This window comes from Parafrankia sp. Ea1.12 (assembly GCF_900465275.1).
GTDB lineage: Bacteria > Actinomycetota > Actinomycetes > Frankiales > Frankiaceae > Parafrankia > Parafrankia soli.
The window spans coordinates 1-19,877 of sequence record NZ_UBIZ01000396.1; the positions used below are offsets into that span (position 1 = coordinate 1).

A 19,877-nucleotide genomic window follows, 5' to 3' on the forward strand; every position below is an offset into this window, starting at 1 on the left:
CACCACCACCGTCCCCACCGGTGCCCCCGCCTCCGGCGCTCCCGGACCTGCCGACGGGGAGTCCACGAAGTCGGCCCGTGAGCTGAACGACGAGCTGCTCTACACGGGCTGGTTCGTGTTCGCCGCCCGACAGCCGCTGCCCGCCGATCGCGCGGGCATCACGGCGGAGGCCGGCGAGCTGCTTGACGGCGCACTGGCGAAGGACGTCTACACCCGTGGTATCTACGAGGTCTCCGGCTACCGGGCCGACGCCGACGTGATGATCTGGTGGACCTCACCCAACCCGGACCTGCTGCAGCAGACCTACCAGCGTTTCCGGCAGACCGGCCTGGGGCGGTGCCTGGAGCCGGTGTGGTCCGCGGTGGGTCTGCACCGTCCGGCGGAGTTCAACCGGAACCACATCCCGGCCTACGTGCGCCGGGAGGACCCGCGGGACTACATCTGCGTGTATCCGTTCAACCGGTCGTTCGAGTGGTACCTGCTGCCCGACTACGAGCGCCGCGGCCTGCTCGCCGAGCACGGGATGATGGGCCGGGAGTACGAGGACGTGCGGGCCAACACCGTGGCCGCGTTCGGCCTGGGTGACTACGAGTGGCTCCTGGCGTTCGAGGCCGACGAGCTCCACCGGATCGTCGACTGCATCCGCCACCTGCGGGCGAGCGCGACGCGCCGCCACACCCGGCTGGAGACGCCGTTCTACAGCGGCGCCCGCAAGCCGCTGCCGGACGTCGTCGCCGCCCTGCCGTAACCCCGGGTCCCGGCCTTCCGGTCTCGCCTCCGCGAGCTGAGCCCCGGTCTCGCCTCCGCGAGAAGAGGTCGGCGCCTGCCCGGGCGCCCCCACCCGTCCGGCAGGCGCCGACCGCCCCATTGCTGCCCTCACGGCCGGGCGGCGGATGTCGACCCGGGCGGGCAGAAACCACCGGCATCCATCGGTCCGCAGGACCCGGGCGCTCGGTGGTCGGCGGCCGGACGCTCCCCGGCCCGGCCATGACTGACAGTAGCATCGCCGCTCGGTTCTGTCTGCTACTCGACAATAGAATGCACTGAACGTAACCGCAAATCGCCTCAATTCGGTTGATTCGGTTTCTGTGTGACGGTGAGCAACTGAAGGGCCTCGGTTGTTTTAACTACTCCTAGTCATCGGCGGGGCGGCCATACCCGACGCGGAGCTGTCGGAAACACGGCTTCGGCCCCGGGCGGGGCGCTGGTCGGCGGCGGTGGTCGTGCCGGTAACGTTGCCGCCTGACCATCGAGCGCCGCATGTCGGGGCCTGGGCGGACCGCGGCGGTCCGCGTCGGCGTCCCGGGTCGCGTCGGTTGCCCACACCGCGCGGAGGTGTTCCCCGGGCCGATTCGGGGCTGCCCGGGTCCGTACACGATCGCTGGAGGTCGGAGTCGGTGAAGCCGCGAGCGATGAAGCCACGGGGGAGTGAACCTGCGATGAACGCCTCGGTGCGAGGCGTCAACGTGCCTGGGCCCCGGGTCCGACCTTGTGTCCGCGTCGGCGATCTGCCCCACGAGCCGGTTGGTTCTGATCGACAATGGCTGCGGCGGGGAGATGCGCGGGGGGCGGTCTCCACCCGTCCAGCTCGCCGATCGGAACTGATGTACCGAGGTCCTGGGGGGGTCCTGCTGTGACGGAGACTGTGTCCGGAGGAACGAGACCATTCGGGGGGGCGAGATCGTCCGGGGGGGCGGTGCCCCCCGGCGGCCCGCGTTCGTCCGGCGGAGCCATGCCGTCCGGTGGGGCGAGGCCGGCGGGAGGGGCGAGGTCCGTGGGTGGAACGAGGCCGGCTGGTGGATCCTGGCCGCCCGCCGGCGGCCCGGGTGTCGTGCCGCAGTCCCGCGGCTACTTCGAACCGGGCCAGCCGACCCCTCCGGGGCCGCCCGTGCGGCCAGGCTGGCCGGGGCCGCCCGAGGAGTCCGACTGGCTGGAGTCGGAGCCGCCGGCAGAGGCTGACTGGTCGGAGCCGCCGGCGGGAACCGGCTGGCCCGAGCCGCCGGCCGCGCCCGGCTGGCCGGGGCCGCCCGCGCAACCGGCCGCCGGCCGGCACCATCGTGTGCCCGCTGGCACGCAGTTCGACTTCGCCCACGTCGAGACCTCGCCCGACGCGACCAGCTACCGGGCCCAGGTCGGCTGGGAGCGGCGCTACGTCCGGCTGCTGGTGCTCTTCGACGCGATCGCCTGTGTGATCTCCGCGGGCCTGGCCTACTTCGTCCGTTTCGGGGACGTCGTCGACTTCGACACCAAGCCGCCCTCCTCGAAGCCGTACATCATCATGACGGTCCTGCTGCCGCTGGCCTGGGTGCTGGCGATGTCGCTCAACCGCGCCTACGAGAGCCGCTTCCTCGGCGGCGGCTCGGAGGAGTTCCGGCGGGTCGTCAACGCCGCCGCCCGGCTCACCGCGCTGGTCGCCGTCGCCTCTTACGCGACAAAGGCCGAGATCGCCCGTAGCTACGTGCTCATCGCCTTCCCGGCCGCCACACTGCTGTCGGTGGCCGGCCGCTCCGCCGGGCGCGGCATCCTGCACCGCATGCGGCGGCAGGGGCGTTGCCTGCACCGTGTCCTCGTCGTGGGGGCCGGCGAGTCCGCGGCCACCCTCGTCCGGCTCGCCCAGCGCGACCCGACCACCGGCTGGTCCGTCGTCGGTGTCTGCCTGGACCGCCTGCCCGGCCGGCACAGCCACGACCGCCCCGAGCGCAGCGGGTTCGACCTGCTCGGTGTGCCGATCGTCGGCACCTCGGAGAACCTGCACACCGCCATCCAGGCGACCCACGCGACAACCGTCGCGATCGGCCCGCAGATGGACGGCGAGACACTGCGCCGGGTCCTGTGGGCCCTCGAGGGCAGCGACGTGGACGTCCTGGTCAGCTCGGCGCTGACGGACGTGACCGGGCCGCGGATCTCGATCCGGCCGGTGGCCGGCCTGCCGCTGCTCCACATCGAGGAGCCCGAGCTCAGCGGCACGCGCCGGCTGATGAAGATGGCCTTCGACCGGATCGTCGCCGGCATCGCGATCCTGCTGTTCGCTCCGCTGCTGATCGGGCTCGGCCTGGCGGTGCGGTTCACCAGCCGCGGTCCGGCGATCTTCAAACAGATCCGGGTCGGGCGCGGCGGCAGCGAGTTCCGGATGTACAAGTTCCGTTCGATGTATGTAGACGCCGAGCAGCGCAAGGCCGAGCTCGAGTCGAGCAACGAGCGCGCCGAGGGCCTGCTGTTCAAGATGCGGGACGACCCTCGGATCACCAAGGTGGGCAAGTTCCTCCGGAAGTGGTCGCTCGACGAGCTGCCCCAGCTGTTCAACGTGGTCAACGGCAGCATGTCGCTGGTCGGCCCGCGCCCGCCGCTGCCCTCGGAGGTCGCGCGCTACGAGGACGACGTCTACCGCAGGCTGATGGTCAAGCCCGGCCTCACCGGGCTGTGGCAGATCAGCGGGCGCAGCGACCTGGAGTGGAACGAGTCCGTCCGGCTCGACCTGCGCTATGTCGAGAACTGGTCGCTGGCCATGGACTTCGTCATCCTGTGGCGCACGCTGTTCGCCGTGCTGCGCCGCGAGGGCGCCTACTGACAGCGGGTCCCTCCTGCTGCCAGCGGGCTGGCGGGTGCCCACTGGGGCCTACTGGCCGCGGGCGCCCTCGACCCAGCCGGCCTCGACCAGGTGCGCGAGCACCCGGTCGACGGCCTGCTCGGTCGGCAGGCCCGCCGTGTCGACCACCACGTCGGCGTCGGCCGGCTCCTCGTACGGGTCGGAGACGCCGGTGAAGGCGGGGATCACCCCCGCCCGGGCCTTGGCGTAGAGGCCCTTGCGGTCCCGTGCCTCGCACACCTCCAGCGGGGTCGACACGTACACGAGCACGAAGCCGCCGCCGCGGGCGGTGGTCATCGCCCGCACCTGGGCGCGGACGTCAGCGTAGGGCGCGATCGGCGCGCACACGGCGATCCCGCCGGCGCCCGCGACCTCCGCGGCGACGAAGCCGATGCGGCGCACGTTCGTGTCCCGGTCGGCGCGGGAGAAGCCCAGGCCCTGGGAGAGATGCGTCCGCACGATGTCGCCGTCGAGCAGGGTGACCCGCCGGCCCCGTTCGAGCAGCCGGCACACCAACAGGCCCGCCAGGGTCGACTTGCCCGAGCCGGACAGCCCGGTGAACAGGATCGTCAGGCCGCGCTGGCGGCGCGGGGGAACCGCGCGGGTCAGCTCGGCCGCCACCGCGGGCGGGGTGAGCTCGGCGGGCAGCGGCACACCCGCGTCGAGCAGGGTCGTGAGATCGTCGGCGCCCGGCGCGCCGATCGCCGGCCCGGTCAGGCTGCCGGCACAGCCGTAGACCTCGGCGAGATGGGCCCGCAGGGCGGTGAGCTCGGCGATCTCGTCCAACGCCGGCTCGCTCGCCGCCTCGTCGGCCAGGCCGCCCGGGGCGGTCGCGCTCATCGCCGGCTCACGGGGCGCGGCGAGCCGCTCCGACGGGACGACCGGGACCAGTACGAGCATGCTGCGGTGCCGGCGGGACTCCGGCGCGAGCGCCGCGGTGTGGGCCGGCTCCGGCGGGCTGGCCGGATGCGTCCGGCCGTCGTCCCGCGACACCGCGTCGGAGGCGACCGGCTCGTGGGCCAGCGTCGCCTCGGCCGGCCGGGGCGGTGCGTCGATCGCGTCCAGCGCGGCGAGCAGGCAGCGCACCCGCAGGTGGTGCGCGGCGTCGGCCGGGTCCGCCCCGCCGACCGGGGCCAGGATCACGCAGTGCTTGCCCTGCCGGGTCAGCGCGCGGATGCGCCCGACGTCGGCGGTGTACAGCAGGCCGTCGGCCCACACCGCCCACGGGGCCGCGCCCGCGCCGGTCGCCCAGCCCCGGGCGGCGAACTCGGCGCGCAGCCCTTCCGGGGTCAGCCGTAGCCGCGGGTAGTCCGGATGGCTGGGCAGCTCCAGGCCCTCCACCGTGCCGACCAGGCGCACCGGGCCCGCCCCGGTGGCAGTCGCCGGCGTTCCGGAGGCCTCCGCCGGCATCGCGGTGGCGGGCGTCGGTGAGTCGTCCGCGGTGGGCTCCAGACCGAGCAGGTGCAGGGCCGCGATCATCACGCCCTCGCGGTCGCGCAGCGCGACGTCCATGCCCGGGCCCAGCGCGGCCGCTGTCTCACCGGGGACGGTCAGGCTCGGCACCGGCGGCCCGGCGGGCTGGCGGGCCCGGCCCGGGTAGCTCGGCGCCGGGCCGAACGCGCCGAGCAGCATCAGCTCCAGGTCGGTGAGCTGGCGCGTGTCGAGCACGACCGACGGCCAGGCCACCGAGGCGGCCCGCAGCTCGCGGGCGCGGTCGGCAGCGACGACGGCAAGCGGACAGACGCCGTTCGCGCCGCGCTGCTCACCAGCGCCCGGTATGTCGGGCGGACCAGCCGTGGCATGCGGATCCGGGGCGGACGAGCCGACGGCGGTGTCGGAGGTGGCGCTCACACCCGCGACGGTAGCGGGTGGAAGACTCCCACCCGATGAGCACCGACGACATCCGCCGGCCGGACGGGTTCGCCACGGTTCCGGTCGACATCGCCACGGATGAGCTCAGCGATGCCACGCTGGCCGTCCGGCTGGCCACTGACGCGGGCAAGCTGCTCCTGCGGATCAGGGCCGAACTGGGATTCGCCGAACCGGCGACCCTGCGCGAGACCGGCGACGCCCGGTCGCACCGGCTGCTGGCCCGCGCCCTCGGCCGTCACCGGCCGGGCGACGCGGTGCTCTCGGAGGAGGCGGCGGACGATCCGGTGCGGCTGGGCGCGGACCGGGTGTGGATCGTCGACCCGCTCGACGGCACCCGTGAGTTCGCCGAGCCGGGGCGGACCGACTGGGCCGTGCACGTCGCGCTGTGGGAACGGGGCGAACTGACCGTCGGGGTCGTGGCGCTGCCCGCGCTGGGCGTGACGCTCTCGAGCGAGGGCCCGCTCCCCGCCCGGGCGCTCCCGGCGGCACGCGGGGCCGGCGCGGTGGCCGCAGGCCCCGCGGGGAACCGGGGGATCCCGGCCGGCCCGGTGGCCCCGGCAGGCGCCGACGCCGCGGTGCCGCGCATCGTCGCGAGCCGGACGCGGGCGCCGCGGGTCGTCACCGACGTGGCCGAGAAGCTGGGCGCGACCGTGCTGCCGATGGGGTCCGCCGGGGCTAAGGTGGCCGCGGTCATCCGCGGCGACGCCGACATCTACGTCCACGACGGCGGGCAGTACGAGTGGGACTCCGCGGCGCCGGTGGCCGTCGCGCGGGCGGCCGGCCTGCACACCAGCCGGCTCGACGGGTCGGAGTTGCGTTACAACCAGCCCGACCCGCTGTTGCCCGACCTGGTCGTGTGCGATCCCGCCCACGCCGAGCAGGTGTTGGCCGTGACCCGCGCGCGCTGACCCGCCTGCCGTGCTCGCGATGCGCCGGCCCGATGCGCGAGGATCGGCGGGTGGACCTGCCTGTGACACCGCCGGTGAAGCCGATGCTCGCCCGCGCGGCGCCGCAGATCCCCCCGGACATGCTGTATGAGCCGAAGTGGGACGGCTTCCGCGCCCTGGTCTTCCGTGACCGGGCCGAGCTGGAGATCACCTCGCGCAGCACCCGGCCGATGACCCGCTACTTCCCCGAGCTGGTCGAGGTGCTGCTCGCGGCACTGCCCGACCGCTGCGTGCTTGACGGCGAGATCGTCGTCGTCGGCCCGGACGGACTGGACTTCGAGGAGCTGTCGCAACGGGTGCATCCGGCGACCAGCCGGGTGGCGAAGCTCGCGCTGGAGACCCCGGTCTCGTTCGTCGCGTTCGACCTGCTGGCACTCGGTGACGAGGCGTTCACGGACCAGCCGTTCGCCCGGCGGCGCGCCGTGCTCGAGGAGGTTCTCGCCGGCCACGCCGGCCCGGCTGCGCCCGGATCGGCACCGGTCCGGCGAGTCCCGAGCGGGGTCTACCTCACGCCCTCGACCGGCGAGCTCGACATGGCCCGGCAGTGGTTCGAGCGCTACGAAGGCGCGGGGCTCGACGGGCTGGTCGCCAAGCCGCCGGACGGGGCGTACCAGCCGGACAAGCGCGTAATGTTCAAGATCAAACATGACCGCACCGCCGACTGCGTCGTGGCCGGCTACCGGCCGCACAAGAACGATCCGGAGGCGGTCGGGTCGCTGCTGCTCGGGCTCTACGCCGACCCCGCGGACGAGGCCGACTCCGAGGACGCGACGGACCCGGCCCGGGAAAGCCCGCTGCTGTCCGTCGGGGTCACCTCGGCCTTCCCGATGGCGCGCCGGCGGGAGCTCGTCCGCGAGCTGGCCCATCTCGTGGTGCCGATCGACTCCCACCCCTGGGCCCGCCAGGGCCCGGAGAACGCCGCGCAGCCGGGCGGCGACGCGGGCGAGGAACCGACAGCGGCCGCGGGGCAGCCGGCGCGCACGCCCTGGGACGCCGAGGAGAGCCGGTGGGCCCGTGGCCGTGACCTCTCGTTCGTCCCGCTGCGGCCCGAGCTGGTCGTCGAGGTGCGCTACGACCACATGGAGGGACCGCGCTTCCGGCACACCACGCAGTTTGTCCGTTTCCGGCCTGACCGTGACCCCGGCGGATGTACCTACGCCCAGCTCGAGCGCCCGGTGCGGTTCGACATCGCCGACGTCCTGCGCATCCCGCCGGACTGACCGGCCCAACCTCAGGTTCGGGCGCGCGGCCGCGGCGGTGCCCGGGCGGCGGGTGCGGTGGGGGATCATCCCGGCGGCACCTTGCCCGCGGGCGCAGACCGGGCCCAGCCCGGGGCCCACCCGGGCACCACGTCCGCGGGTGGCGCCGTGAGCACCGCCGGCAGCCGGTCGTTGTTCGCCACGATCGCGGGGCTGGCCAGCCAGGCGGCGTACGCCGTCCGCTGCTCCCGGTTCATCCGGGCGACGTCCATCGGCTCGCCGCCCGGACCGGTGAAGTCGTTCGCCGGCCCGGTGACGAACCCGTCGGCGCGCGGGTCGCCGGTGTAGTGGCGGGTACCGCCACCGGGGAGCTGGACGACGACCGGCCGCAGGGGGTCGCCGTCCCGGTGCCGCCACATGTCCGCCACCGAGGCGCGGTAGCGGGACTGCCACCCCGGAATGGCCCGTAACCCGGCGCGCAGGTCGGCCAGGACGGCCTGGGAGCCCGCGGTGGGCAGGTGGGCGGTGGCCCGGCGGACCCGGTCCTCGACGATCTCGACCGTCAGACCCCGGGCGGCGTTGGTGAGGGTCCGGACCACGCTGGTGAAGTCGATGGACTTCGCCACCTCGGCCAGGATGTCGATCATGACTGCGGTGCGCAGCCGGTGCTCCTCCTGCCTCGTGGCGTGCTCGCGCAGCACCCGCTCGGCCGTCTCGCTCAACGCCGTCCCGAAGAACGTGGTCACCTCGTTCGCCTGGTGGTAGGCCAGGGCCCGCGGGCTCGCCGGGTAGTGCGCCGCGCCGGGACCGTTGTAGCCCCGGGTCTGCTCCCAGGCCCGCTGATCGATGCCCGCCCCGACGGCCACCGCGTCCGCCGCGAGCAGCGGGGCGCTGGCGCCGCCGCGCAGGCTCTCACGCAGCAGCGCGGCCCACTGCCGGGGCTCCCGCCCGAGCCCGGGCGCGTCGAGCGCGGCGGGGTCGGGCGGCAGCGGCGAGACGACCGCGGCGTAGAGGTCGTCGCGCCAGGCGTGCAGGACCTCGCCGTAGGCCGCTCGCATCCGCGGGGAGACCTCGCTCGGGCCGGCCCCTGCCACCACGTCCACCAGTTGTGCGACGAACTGCCGGGCGGCGCCCGGGCGCGCCAGCCGAGCCTCCGCGCCGCCGGCCGCCGCGACCAGCTCCGTGCGCGCCGTCTCGAGTTCCGGGGCGCGCCAGCCTCCGGCTGGGCGCAGGCCGGCCGGCACGTCGGCGCTCTGCGCCCTGGAGGCGTGCAGGAGCTGGGGGAGGTGCCTGGTGCTGAAGGTGGGCGCGAGCTCGGGGTCGGCGGCTATCGCGCGCAGCAGCGCGGAGCCGAACGCCTCCCGGCTTAGCCGGTCACCGCCCGCATCCCCGGCGCCGCCCGCGCCTCTGATGCCGGCCGCGCCCCTGGCGGCGGGCCCGCCCGGCCCCGCCTGGAGGCCGACGTCGCGCAGCGAGCCGTCGCCCGTCCCGAAGAGCAGTTCGCCGAGGCGCGCCAGCAGCGCGGAGGCGAAGCGGCCGTGCCGCAGCAGCGGCCCGAGCAGCGAGGTCTCGACCTGGTCGTCCCGGCGCCGGCTGTTGAACCGGCCGAGCCAGGAGGCGTCGAGGCGGCGCAGCCGGCTGTAGCTCGCCAGGGTGCGACCGATGATCTCCTCGCCGTGCCGGGCGGCGCCCGGCTCCCGGGCCCCGAGGACCTGGTGCAGAAGACCGGCCAGAGCGGAGGGGCCGAGGCGGTCGTAGAAGCCGGTCACGAAGTCGGGGTCCGCGGCCCGCCCGGACAGCGCCGCCGCCAGGTCGGCCAGCCTGCTCCGGTCGCGGCGGTCGGGATCCGGGCGGAGCAGGCGGTCGGCGAGCGAGCGCCCCGCGGCCCGGGCCTGTTCGGCGGTGTCGTACAGGTCGGGAACGCCGCGCAGGGCGGCCGGGGGCAGCGGGCCCGTGGTCCCGGGATCGGCGGCCTCGGCGAGTGCCAGCCGCCGGCGCAGCATCGTGATGTCCTGATCGGCCCAGGCGTGGGCCGCCCGCAGCCTGGCCGGCGTGTCACCGGCGATCCGGGTGGCGTCGACGTGGGCCGACAGCAGCCGGGCCTGGGCCTGCGCCGTCTCCCGCAGGTCGGCCATCGCGGTGATCAGTCTCCGCAGCGAGTGGGGATCGACAACGACTCGGTTGGCGGGTGCGGGCATGGCTCGGCGCGGTCACCGGCCGCCGGCCGGCAGGGCCGGCCCGGGGTGCCGGGCACGGGGATCGTCGGCGGGCACCCACTCGGGCTGTCCGGCCAGTGACCGGCGGCAGGCGTCGGCGAACGCGTCGACGGTGCCGAGGGTCGCCGTGCGCGCCTGCTCGGCCTGGCGCCGCCAGTCGCTCGCCGCGCGGCCCTGCCAGCCGCCCTCGTCCGCGACGGCGAACAGCCGGTGGAAGGCGTCGGCGAGCCTGACCCGCCCGTCGGCAGCCGCCGCGAGCGCGGCCTCGACCGCCTCGCGGTGGCGGTTCGGGCGTGCAGCCTCGCCGGTGGGCGCGCCCGGCCCGGTCATCGGCCGTCCGCACGCCCGGGTGCGGACGGCGAGGTCGCAACCACCCGTCGATGCGCCGGAGCAGGTCGTTCGGAACTCATGAAGGCCACCGTTCGCCGAAGCCGCCGGGGAGACCGCCGGCCGGGCCCACCGTCTCCCGTCGGAGGCCGGCACCGGAGGTCGCTGTCGACGCTATTCACGCGGATCGCCGCCGCACCCGGCGTCAGCCAGGCTGTGGACGAAACGAAACCGTGCACAGGGCGGTCAGCGGAGGTAGCGCAGGAACAGCGCCCCGTCCTCCTCCAGGACCTGGCCGAGCCGCAGCCCGACGGGCGCCGGCCACGTCGGGCCCTGCATCAGTCCGAGGCGCCCCGGCCCGGCGAGGAGCGGGGCGAGGGTCAGGCACAGCTCGTCGAGCAGGCCGGCCTGGGCGAACTGGGCGTGCAGGCGCGGGCCGCCCTCGGTCAGCACGCGCAGCAGCCCGCGCTCGGCGAGTGCGTCGAGCGCGGCGCGCGGCTCGACGGTCTTATCCCCGCAGACCACGATCTCCGCCACAGGCTCGAGCGCACGGCGCCGCTGCGGTGGGGCGGCGTCGCAGGTCAGCAGCAGCGGCCGGACGGCCGCGGTGAACAGGCGGGCGTCCGGGTCGAGCTCGAGCCGCCCGCTGACGACCGCGACGGGGGGGACGGGAGCGAGCCCGGCGGCGGCCCGCCGCTCCCGCCGCTCGGCCGGCACGAGGACCGGGCCGTAGTCCTCAGTCCGCGCGGTGCCGGCGCCGACCAGGACCACGTCGCTGAGCCAGCGCAGCGTCCGGAACACCCGCAGGTCGGCGGGGCCGCCCAGGTCCGCGGAGCGTCCGTCGAGCTCGATGGCGCCGTCCGCGGACGCCACGAAGTTGGAGCGGACGTGCGGGACCCCCGGAGTCGGCTCCGGCAGCGCGTAGGCGAGGTCGAGGTCGACGTCGTGGTCGGCATCGTCCGGTTCGTCCGCGGCACGCGCAGCCTCCGGGCCGTCCTGGGGAGCCGCGCCGTCGAGAGGAACTGGGGCGCCACCGGACAGAAGAATGCGCATCGGCCCGACTGTAACCGGCGCCGCCGCGAGCGGTGGTGCCGCTGCTGCCAGGATGGAAACGTGAACACGTACGTGGTCCTGTTGATCGGTGTACTGATCGTGAGCCTGGTCGGGCTCGGCCTGCTCTACTACGCGCTCTCCCGCTCGGCGGCCCGCCGGCGGTGAGCGGGCCGGGGCCGCCGACCCGCGAGCCGGCGGTCAGCGAGCCGGCAGCAGCCGCACGATGACGACCGACTCGCCGGCGAGCTCGACGCGGCCCGGCATGTAGGTGAACCCGGGGCGGGACGCGGCCGGCGCGTCGAACGGCACCCCCTCGACCGGGACGGCCTGCCGCTCGGGCGAGAGGTTGCACACGACCGCCACGTCACCCGCCCGGGAGAGCCGGCGCAGCACGAACCAGTTCGCCGCGGCGTCGTAGGAGCAGCGCACCGACGCCAGCGACGGGTCACTGAGCTGCGGCAGCCGGCGGCGCAGCGAGATCAGCCGGCGGTGCCAGTCGAGCAGGGCGGCGTGCTCCGGGCGTTCGGGCTCGCGCCAGTCCAGCCGGGAGCGCTCGAACGTCGCCGGGTCCTGCGGGTCCGGGACCTCCTCGGGCCCCCAGCCGTGCGCGGTGAACTCACCGCGGCGGCCCTCGCGGACGGCGTCCGCCAGCCGCGGGTCGGTGTGGTCGGTGAAGTACTGCCAGGGCGTGGTGGCGCCCCATTCCTCGCCCATGAACAGCATCGGCGTGAACGGGGCGGTCAGCAGCAGCGCGGCCCCGATCCGCAGCCGGCCGTCGCTGAGCGTGGCCGACGCCCGGTCGCCGGTCGCCCGGTTGCCGATCTGGTCATGGTTCTGCAGGAACGTGACGAAACGGTAGGCCGGCGTCCGCGGCGGCACCGGCCGCCCGTGGGAGCGGCCGCGGAACGCCGAGTAGCCGCCGTCGTGCACGAAGGCGGAGCCCAGCGCCTTCTCCAGCGTCTCGAACGAGCCGAAGTCGCCGTAGTAGCCCTGCCGCTCGCCGGACAGCGCGGCCCAGAGCGCGTGGTGGACGTCGTCGCACCACTGGCCGTCCAGTCCGTGCCCGCCCGCCTCGGGGGCGACGACCATCCGCGGGTCGTTCAGGTCGGATTCGGCGACCGCGAACAGTGGGCGGCGCTGCTGGGTGCCGAGCCGGTGCACCTCGTCGGCGATCTCCTCCAGCAGGTGGCGTGCCCGGTTGTCGGCGAACGCGTGGACGGCGTCCAGGCGCAGACCATCGCAGTGGTAGTCCCGCAGCCAGGCCAGCGCGCTGTCGATGACGAACGCGCGGACCTCGTCCGAGCCGGGGGTGTCCAGGTTCACCGCCGGGCCCCACGGGGTGCTGTAGCGGTCGGTGAAGTAGGGCCCGAACCGGCTCAGGTAGTTCCCGTCCGGGCCCAGGTGGTTGTAGACCACGTCCATGATCACGCCGAGCCCGCGGTGGTGCGCGGCGTCGACGAAGCGCTTGAGGCCCTCCGGCCCCCCGTACGGCTCGTGCACGGCGAACAGCCCGACGCCGTCGTACCCCCAGCCGTGCCGGCCGGGGAACGCGTTCACGGGCAGCAGCTCGACGAGGTCGACGCCGAGGTCCACCAGGTGGTCGAGGCGCTCGATCGCCGCGTCGAAGGTGCCGCCCGGCGTGAACGTGCCGACATGCAGCTCGTAGACCACGCTGCCGGACAGCGGCACCCCGTGCCAGTGGCCGTCCGTCCACGGGAAGCGGGCGTGGTCGACGAGCCTGGAGCGGCCGTGCACGCCGTGCGGCTGCCAGCCCGACCGCGGGTCGGGCAGTTCCTGCTCACCGCCGTCGAGGAGGTAGGCGTAGTCCGCTCCGTGGTGGGCGGAGGGAACGTCGACGGTCCACCAGCCGCCGGCGGCGGCGGACATCTCGTGCACGGTGTCCCGCCGGCCGCCGGCGCCGCCGCCCGTGCCGCCCGCCTCAGCCGCGGCGTCGCCGTCCGCGCCGCCGCCGTCCGCGATGACCACACTGACCGTCTTCGCGTCTGGTGCCCACACCCGGAAGGAACTCATGACTCCTGTCTACCGGTCCGACGTCCCCTCGGTGGCGGTTCCGGGGGGCGGGATCCGCCGAGCCGTGGATCCGGCACGACCCGGGCCGGGCGGGGCCACACTTCAGGGCGTGCGGATCAGCAGGCTGACCGGGAAGTCGCGCAGCAGGCGCAGCACGTAGGCCGTGCCACCGTCGTGCCGCCGGCCGGTGAGGACGTCCGCCCAGCGGCCCTCGGGCAGGGTCACGGTGGTGTCGCGCCACCCGCCCCCGCGGCGCAGCCCGAGCACGAGGCGGGGGACCACGGTCACCACCGACTCGGAGCGGCTGAACGCGACCACGTGCTCCGCCGCGGACCCCGACGCCCACAGCGGCCGGTACGTCCCCTCCTCCCCGAACCACTCGGGGTGCTCCCGGCGGATGCGCAGCGAGCGCGCCACCACCAGCAGCTTCGCCGCCCCGGAGTCGTCGATCACGGGCGGGCGCCGCGGCGCCGCGAGCTCGGAGCCCGGTTCGACGCCCAGCTCGGTGAGCATCTTCGTCCGCTCGCCGAAGTTGACCGGACGGCGGTTGTCCGGGTCCACCAACGAGTGGTCCCACAGCTCCTGGCCCTGGTAGACGTCCGGGACGCCGGGCATCGTGAGCTGGAGCAGCTTCTGCGCCAGGCTGTTCTGCCGGCCGAGCTCGACCAGGGTGGAGACGTAGGTGTCCAGCGCGGCGACGAACTCCTCGTCCTCGAGGGCGGCCTCGACGTAGTTCGTCAGCGCGGCCTCGTACGACGGGTCGGTGTCCGTCCACGTCGTGAACAGCTTGGCCTCCCGCACCGCCTTGACCATGTACTGGGTGACCCGGTCGGCCGAGATCGGCCAGGCGCCGACGAGCGTCTGTACCAGCAGGTACATCGTCACCGGATCGGGCCAGCCGGCCTCCGGGTCGGCGTGCCGCTCGCCGAGGCGGGCCAGCCGCCGCACGATGTCGGCCCAGCCCCGGGGGTCCTCCGAGAGCACGGCGAGCCGGGCGCGGACGTCCTCGGACCGCTTGGTGTCGTGCGTGGAGAGCGTGGTCATCGTCAGCGGCCACGTCCGCTGCGTGGTGATGTTCGCCTCGTGGAACTCGTTGACGGCGCTGCGCGGATGCCCCGTCGGGTAGGCCGGGAGATCCCCGGGCGCCCCACCCACCTCGTTGAGCGCGACCATCGGGACGTACCGGTAGAAGGCGGTGTCCTCGATCCCCTTGGCCATCACCGGGCCGCAGGTCTGCTGGAAGCGCACCACGAACTCGCTCGGCCCGCCGAGCGCGAGGTCCTCGATGAGGTCGATCTCGCTGGCCCGGCCGGGCAGCGCCACCCGCGCCTGCTCGCAGGCCCGCACGATGTGGCCGCGCGCCTCCAGGCTGGGCGTGCCGTCGGGGCGGATGTAGGCGCGGTAGACCTCGAAGGCGGCGAGCACCTCACGCAACGCCTCGCGCAGGCCGGCCCGGGTGAGATCGGCGCGGTCGCGGCGGGCCTCGGCGAGGGCGAGCCCGGTGAGCCGGTCGACCTCCGGCCGCAGGACGCTCGTGAGCACGTCCATCTTGGCCTCGCGCGCCACCGGCGCGAAGTCCGGTGAGCGCCCCGTGATCTCCGTGTACAGCGTGGACATCGCGCGCGCGGACACCGGATCGAGGAAGAGCCTGGTGAGCCGGTTGAGCGTCTCGTACCCGGTGGTCCCGTCGCAGGCCCAGCCCTCGGGCAGCGCCTCGTCCCGCTCGACGATCTTCTCGACGACCGTCCAGACCCCGCCGGTGGCCTCGGCGAGCTGGCGCAGGTAGTCCTCGGGGTCGGCCAGGCCGTCGGGGTGGTCGATCCGCAGGCCCTCCAGGTTGCCCGAGCGCACCTGCTCGATCAGCAGCCGGTGGGTGGCGGCGAAGACGTCCGGCTCCTCCTGGCGCAGGCCGGCCAGCGAGGGGATGTCGAAGAAGCGCCGGTAGTTCAGCTCCGTCCCGCCGACCCGCCACCAGCACAGGCGGTAGTACTGGGCGTCCAGGGTGGCGGCGACGTCGGAGGGGTCGGCGGTGCCGGCGGCGACCGGCAGCACGTGGTCGTAGTAGACGACGATCCACTCGCCGTCCTCGTCCTGCTCGACGGCGATCTCGTCGGCGGCGAGGCTGTCCGCCAGCGACTGGCCGAGCAGCGGCAGCAGGACCCGGCCGGGGTTGTCGGGGGAGTCCCAGTCGATGTCGAACCACGAGGCGTAGGGGGAGTCCGGGCCCTCGCGCAGCACCGACCACCACGCCGTGTTCGTGGTGCCGGGCGTGAGCACCGCCATGTGGTTGGGCACGACGTCCGCGATGATGCCGAGCCCCGCGCGGCGCGCGGCGGCGACCAGCCGGCGCAGCCCGCCGAGCCCGCCCAGCTCGGGGCTGATCTGGCTGTGGTCGACCACGTCGTAGCCGTGGGTCGACCCCGGCGCGGCCTCCAGGACCGGTGACAGGTACAGGTGCGAGACTCCGAGCCCGGCGAGATAAGGAATGATCACCGCGGCGTCGGTGAACGAGAACTCCATGTGCAGTTGCAGCCGGTAGGTACCGGTCGGGACGACGCGGCCCTCGCCCTCCCCGCGCTGGTTCTCCCGCGCTCCGGCGCCCTCGCGGCGGCGGTCGGACGCGGAGTGCCGATCGGCGGGCCCGTGCCGGTCGGGTCCGCCGGGCCGGTCAGTTGACACGGCAGAGCACAAGCGTGGCGCGGGCGTCCACCTCGAGCGGGTCCTCGGCCTTGACCACCCGGTCGACGTCGACCGGATCGAGATCGGTGCCACCGAGCACCGCCGAGATCTCGGCGGTGGACGAGCGCGTGTCCACGATGATCTCCCAGGTGGTGCCGAAGTCGACCGGTGGAACCCGGAACTGGATCGGCTCGTGGTGGGCGTTGAAGAACAGCAGGAAGGAGTCGTCGATGATCGCCTCGCCGAGCGCGTTGGGATCCGGGATGCCGTGCCCGTTCAGGAAACAGCCGAGCGAGCGCGCCGTTCCGGACTCCCAGTCGGTGTCGGACATCTCGCTACCGTCGGGTCGAAGCCAGACTATGTCCTTGGCGGCCAGGTCGACGGCGGCCGCGCCGTCGGGTCGCCCGCCGACGCCGTCCTCACCACCCGCCGAGCCGCGGATCGACTCGCCCTGGAAGAACCGCCGCCGCCGGAAGACCGGATGGGTCCGCCGGAGATGCGAGAGCTGGGCGGTGAAATCGATGAGACCGGCGTTGCGCTCGGCGTCGGACCAGTCCAGCCAGGAGATCGGGCTGTCCTGACAGTAGGCGTTGTTGTTCCCCTGTTGGCTTCGGCCCATCTCGTCGCCGGCTACCAGCATGGGCACCCCCTGCGAGAGCAGCAGGGTGGTGAGCAGGTTGCGGGTCTGCGCGTCACGCAGCCGGTTGACCGAGACGTCGTCGGTCGGGCCCTCCACGCCGCAGTTCCAGGACCGGTTGTCGTCGGAGCCGTCCCGGTTCTCCTCGCCGTTGGCCTCGTTGTGCTTGTCGTTGTAGGAGACCAGGTCGTGCAGGGTGAAGCCGTCGTGGGCGGTGACGAAGTTGATCGAGGCCCAGGGGCGCCGGCCGCTGTCCTCGTAGAGGTCGGACGAGCCGGTGAGCCGGGAGGCGAACTCGGCGATGCCGTGGTCCTGCCCGCGCCAGAAGTCGCGGACGGTGTCGCGGTACTTCCCGTTCCACTCCGTCCACAGCGGGGGGAAGTTGCCCACCTGGTAGCCGCCCTCACCCAGGTCCCACGGCTCGGCTATCAGCTTGACCTGGGAGACGACCGGGTCCTGCTGGACGAGGTCGAAGAACGACGACAGCCGGTCGACGTCGTAGAACTCCCGGGCCAGGGTCGCCGCCAGGTCGAAGCGGAAGCCGTCCACGTGCATCTCGGTGACCCAGTAGCGCAGCGAGTCCATGATCAGCTGAAGCACGTGTGGATGGCGGACCCGCATGCTGTTGCCGGTGCCGGTGTAGTCCATGTAGTACTGCGGGTCGTCGTCGACCAGCCGGTAGTAGGCCGCGTTGTCGATGCCTCGGAAGCACAGCATGGGGCCCATGTGGTTGCCCTCGGCGGTGTGGTTGTAGACCACGTCGAGGATCACCTCGATGCCCGCCTCGTGCAGGTTGCGGACCATCCCCTTGAACTCCTGCACCTGCCGGCCGTCGCCGCCCGCGGAGGAGTAGCCGTTGTGCGGCGCCAGGAAGGCGATGGAGTTGTAGCCCCAGTAGTTGCGCAGCCCACGACTGACCAGGTGCTCGTCGTGGACGAACTGGTGCACTGGTAGAAGCTCGATCGCCGTCACGCCGAGGCGGCGGTAGTGCTCGATCATCACCGGGTGGGCCACGCCCGCGTAGGTGCCGCGGTACTCCTCGGGCAGGCCCTCGTGCCGCATGGTCAGGCCGCGCACGTGCGCCTCGTAGATCACGGTCTCGTTGTAGGGGCGGCGCGGCGGCCGGTCACCGTTCCAGTCGAAGAACGGGCTGATCACCACGGACTTCATCATGTGCGGCGCGGAGTCGGTCGTGTTCACGCTGTCGGGATCGCCGAAGTTGTAGCCGAAGACGGCCTGGTTCCAGTCGACCTCGCCGTCCACCGCCTTGGCGTACGGGTCGAGCAGCAGTTTGTTGGGGTTGCACCGGTGGCCACGCGCGGGATCATGGGGACCGTGGACCCGGTATCCGTACCGCTGGCCCGGCAGGACCGTCGGCAGGTAGGCGTGCCACACGAACGCGTCGCGCTCCCGCAGCTCGATCCTCCGCTCGGCGCCCACGGCGTCGAACAGACAGAGCTCGACACGCTCGGCGACCTCCGAGAAGATCGCGAAGTTCGTCCCCGATCCGTCAAAGGTGGCACCGAGGGGATAAGGGCTGCCAGGCCAGACCTGCGACATACGCACGAAGCCTACGGCTCACTCCCCGTCGGTGACTTGGGGGCGCGCGAACCCCGACCGGTTCGCCCACTGCCGCCATTGAGGTTTCGTTGATCGCAAGATAATTGATCTTATTAAGGTGATGGTCATGGCGGACGAGGTCGTGTGGATCGTCGTCGCCGGCGCGCTCCTCGTCGGCGAGCTGCTCACGCTCGACCTGGTCCTGGTCATGTTCGCGCTCGCGGCGCTGGTGGGGGCGGGACTCGCCGTCCTGGGGGCCGATCTGATCGTGCAGCTCGTGGGGTTCGCGGTCGCCGCGGCCGGGCTCACGTTCGGCCTGCGGCCCGTCGCCCGCCGCCACCTCACCAGCGGCCCCGTGCTGCGCACCGGGACCGACGCCCTGGTCGGAGTGCCGGCCGTCGTCCTGGAGCGGGTCGACGGTTCGACCGGCCGGGTCCGGCTCGCCGGTGAGGTCTGGTCCGCGCGGTCGTACCCGGCGACGGACGAGTTCGAGGTCGGGGCCACCGTGCGGGTGCTGCGCGTCGACGGTGCCCACGTGATCGTGCACGCGGACGCCGTGCGCCGGGAGCTGGATTAGAGCGCGGCGACACTGCGCGCCGGGAGCTTGAGGAGTGAACATGGGCGGAGTCATCGCCGCCGCGGTCGCGGCACTGGTGGTCCTGATCTTCCTGGCGCGGACCGTGCGGATCGTGCCGCAGGCCCGGGCGATGGTTGTCGAGCGCCTCGGGCGCTACCACCGCACGCTGACGCCGGGCCTGGCGATCGTGCTGCCGATCGTCGACCGGATCCGGGAGCGCATCGACCTGCGGGAACAGGTGGTCAGCTTCCCGCCCCAGCCGGTCATCACCGAGGACAACCTCGTCGTCGGGATCGACACCGTCATCTACTTCCAGGTCACCGACCCGCGCGCGGCCACCTACGAGATCGCCGACTTCATCCGCGCCATCGAGCAGCTCACCGTGACCACGCTGCGCAACGTGATCGGCGGGATGAACCTCGAGGGCACGCTCACCTCGCGCGACCAGATCAACGGGCAGCTGCGCGGGGTGCTCGACGACGCGACCGGCCGGTGGGGCATCCGGGTCAACAGGGTGGAGCTCAAGGCCATCGACCCGCCCCGCTCCATCCAGGACTCGATGGAGAAGCAGATGCGGGCCGAGCGCGACCGGCGGGCCGCGATCCTGACCGCCGAGGGTGTCAAGGCGAGCGAGATCCTGCGGGCCGAGGGCGAGAAGCAGGCCGCGATCCTGCGGGCGGAAGGCCACCGGGAGGCCCAGATCCTCACCGCCGAGGGCGAGGCGAAGGCCATCGGCACCGTCTTCGGCGCCATCCACGAGGGCGACGCGGACCAGAAGCTCCTCGCCTACCAGTACCTGCAGATGCTCCCGCGGCTGGCAGAGGGCCAGGCCAGCAAGCTGTGGATCGTCCCCAGCGAGCTCACCGCCGCCCTAGGCGGCCTGGCCGGGCCGGGCGGCCTGTTCGACGTCGGTGGCCGGGCAGCCGGCCCGTCTGGTCCGGCTGGTCCGTCCGGCCCGGTCGAACCAGCCGGCCCGGCGGGACCAGTCAGCACGGCAGGACCAGTCAGCACGGCAGGACCAGCGGGGTCACACAGCCGGGATCCGGGGCACGTGGCCGGTCCGGGGCCTGCCCGCGACTGACGGGGCGGGACGGGCGGACCGGGCCCGGTGCGGACCCGACCATCGCCCGTGGCCGGCCGGGACGTTGGGTCCGCGCGGCCCGCGGACCAGCCCTTCCGCCGGGGTGGGGGTC

At 73.7% G+C, this 19,877-nt stretch carries 13 protein-coding genes; 6 read left to right on the forward strand and 7 right to left on the reverse strand.

Annotated elements, in window-relative coordinates:
• Nucleotides 1-82 precede the first annotated feature (82 nt).
• Both hemQ and FMEAI12_RS22775 read left to right on the forward strand, forming a co-directional pair.
• The gene (hemQ, locus tag FMEAI12_RS22770) at nucleotides 83-748 is read left to right on the forward strand and encodes a hydrogen peroxide-dependent heme synthase (RefSeq protein ID WP_071061796.1); all 666 of its coding nucleotides are present in this window, start codon (nucleotides 83-85) and stop codon (nucleotides 746-748) included.
• Between the two features lie 1,311 nt (nucleotides 749-2,059).
• Nucleotides 2,060-3,568 carry a sugar transferase gene (locus FMEAI12_RS22775; RefSeq protein WP_112107779.1) on the forward strand — a complete coding sequence of 503 codons (1,509 nt, stop codon included), beginning with the start codon at nucleotides 2,060-2,062 and terminating at the stop codon, nucleotides 3,566-3,568.
• A gap of 48 nt (nucleotides 3,569-3,616) precedes the next feature.
• Here FMEAI12_RS22775 and cysC read toward each other — a convergent pair whose 3' ends face one another.
• Nucleotides 3,617-5,437 (reverse strand): adenylyl-sulfate kinase, encoded by a 1,821-nt coding sequence (gene cysC, locus FMEAI12_RS22780; protein ID WP_071061667.1) that lies wholly within the window; start codon nucleotides 5,435-5,437, stop codon nucleotides 3,617-3,619.
• 35 nt (nucleotides 5,438-5,472) lie between these two features.
• Here cysC and FMEAI12_RS22785 point away from each other — a divergent pair, with 35 nt between their 5' ends.
• Both FMEAI12_RS22785 and FMEAI12_RS22790 read left to right on the forward strand, forming a co-directional pair.
• The gene (locus FMEAI12_RS22785) at nucleotides 5,473-6,366 is read left to right on the forward strand and encodes a 3'(2'),5'-bisphosphate nucleotidase CysQ (RefSeq protein ID WP_020462642.1); all 894 of its coding nucleotides are present in this window, start codon (nucleotides 5,473-5,475) and stop codon (nucleotides 6,364-6,366) included.
• Nucleotides 6,367-6,416: 50 nt separating this feature from the next.
• A complete protein-coding gene (locus tag FMEAI12_RS22790; RefSeq protein ID WP_235014330.1) occupies nucleotides 6,417-7,625 on the forward strand; it encodes an ATP-dependent DNA ligase in 1,209 nt (402 codons plus the stop codon).
• A 65-nt stretch (nucleotides 7,626-7,690) separates the two neighbouring features.
• On the opposite strand, the gene FMEAI12_RS22795 is transcribed toward FMEAI12_RS22790, so the two are convergent.
• The 6 genes from FMEAI12_RS22795 to glgX form a co-directional block, all read right to left on the reverse strand.
• Entirely contained in the window at nucleotides 7,691-9,802 is a 2,112-nt protein-coding gene (locus FMEAI12_RS22795) for a hypothetical protein (RefSeq protein WP_071061672.1), read from the reverse strand.
• A 12-nt stretch (nucleotides 9,803-9,814) separates the two neighbouring features.
• Entirely contained in the window at nucleotides 9,815-10,150 is a 336-nt protein-coding gene (locus FMEAI12_RS22800) for a hypothetical protein (protein WP_112107774.1), read from the reverse strand.
• A 243-nt stretch (nucleotides 10,151-10,393) separates the two neighbouring features.
• Complete coding sequence (locus FMEAI12_RS22805; RefSeq protein ID WP_112107775.1) at nucleotides 10,394-11,200, reverse strand: pyrimidine reductase family protein; 807 nt, start codon at nucleotides 11,198-11,200, stop codon at nucleotides 10,394-10,396.
• Nucleotides 11,201-11,398: 198 nt separating this feature from the next.
• On the reverse strand, nucleotides 11,399-13,231 hold the full coding sequence (gene treZ, locus FMEAI12_RS22810; RefSeq protein WP_112107776.1) for a malto-oligosyltrehalose trehalohydrolase: 1,833 nt from the start codon (nucleotides 13,229-13,231) through the stop codon (nucleotides 11,399-11,401).
• Nucleotides 13,232-13,333: 102 nt separating this feature from the next.
• Complete coding sequence (gene treY, locus FMEAI12_RS22815) at nucleotides 13,334-15,910, reverse strand: malto-oligosyltrehalose synthase (protein WP_112107777.1); 2,577 nt, start codon at nucleotides 15,908-15,910, stop codon at nucleotides 13,334-13,336.
• On the reverse strand, nucleotides 15,900-18,107 hold the full coding sequence (gene glgX, locus FMEAI12_RS22820) for a glycogen debranching protein GlgX (protein WP_112107778.1): 2,208 nt from the start codon (nucleotides 18,105-18,107) through the stop codon (nucleotides 15,900-15,902). Before glgX ends, treY begins: the two co-directional genes overlap by 11 nt.
• A 127-nt stretch (nucleotides 18,108-18,234) precedes the next feature.
• Here glgX and FMEAI12_RS22825 point away from each other — a divergent pair, with 127 nt between their 5' ends.
• Both FMEAI12_RS22825 and FMEAI12_RS22830 read left to right on the forward strand, forming a co-directional pair.
• Complete coding sequence (locus tag FMEAI12_RS22825; RefSeq protein ID WP_071061800.1) at nucleotides 18,235-18,684, forward strand: NfeD family protein; 450 nt, start codon at nucleotides 18,235-18,237, stop codon at nucleotides 18,682-18,684.
• Nucleotides 18,685-18,724: 40 nt separating this feature from the next.
• Complete coding sequence (locus FMEAI12_RS22830) at nucleotides 18,725-19,765, forward strand: SPFH domain-containing protein (protein ID WP_235014331.1); 1,041 nt, start codon at nucleotides 18,725-18,727, stop codon at nucleotides 19,763-19,765.
• The last annotated feature ends 112 nt before the right edge of the window (nucleotides 19,766-19,877 follow it).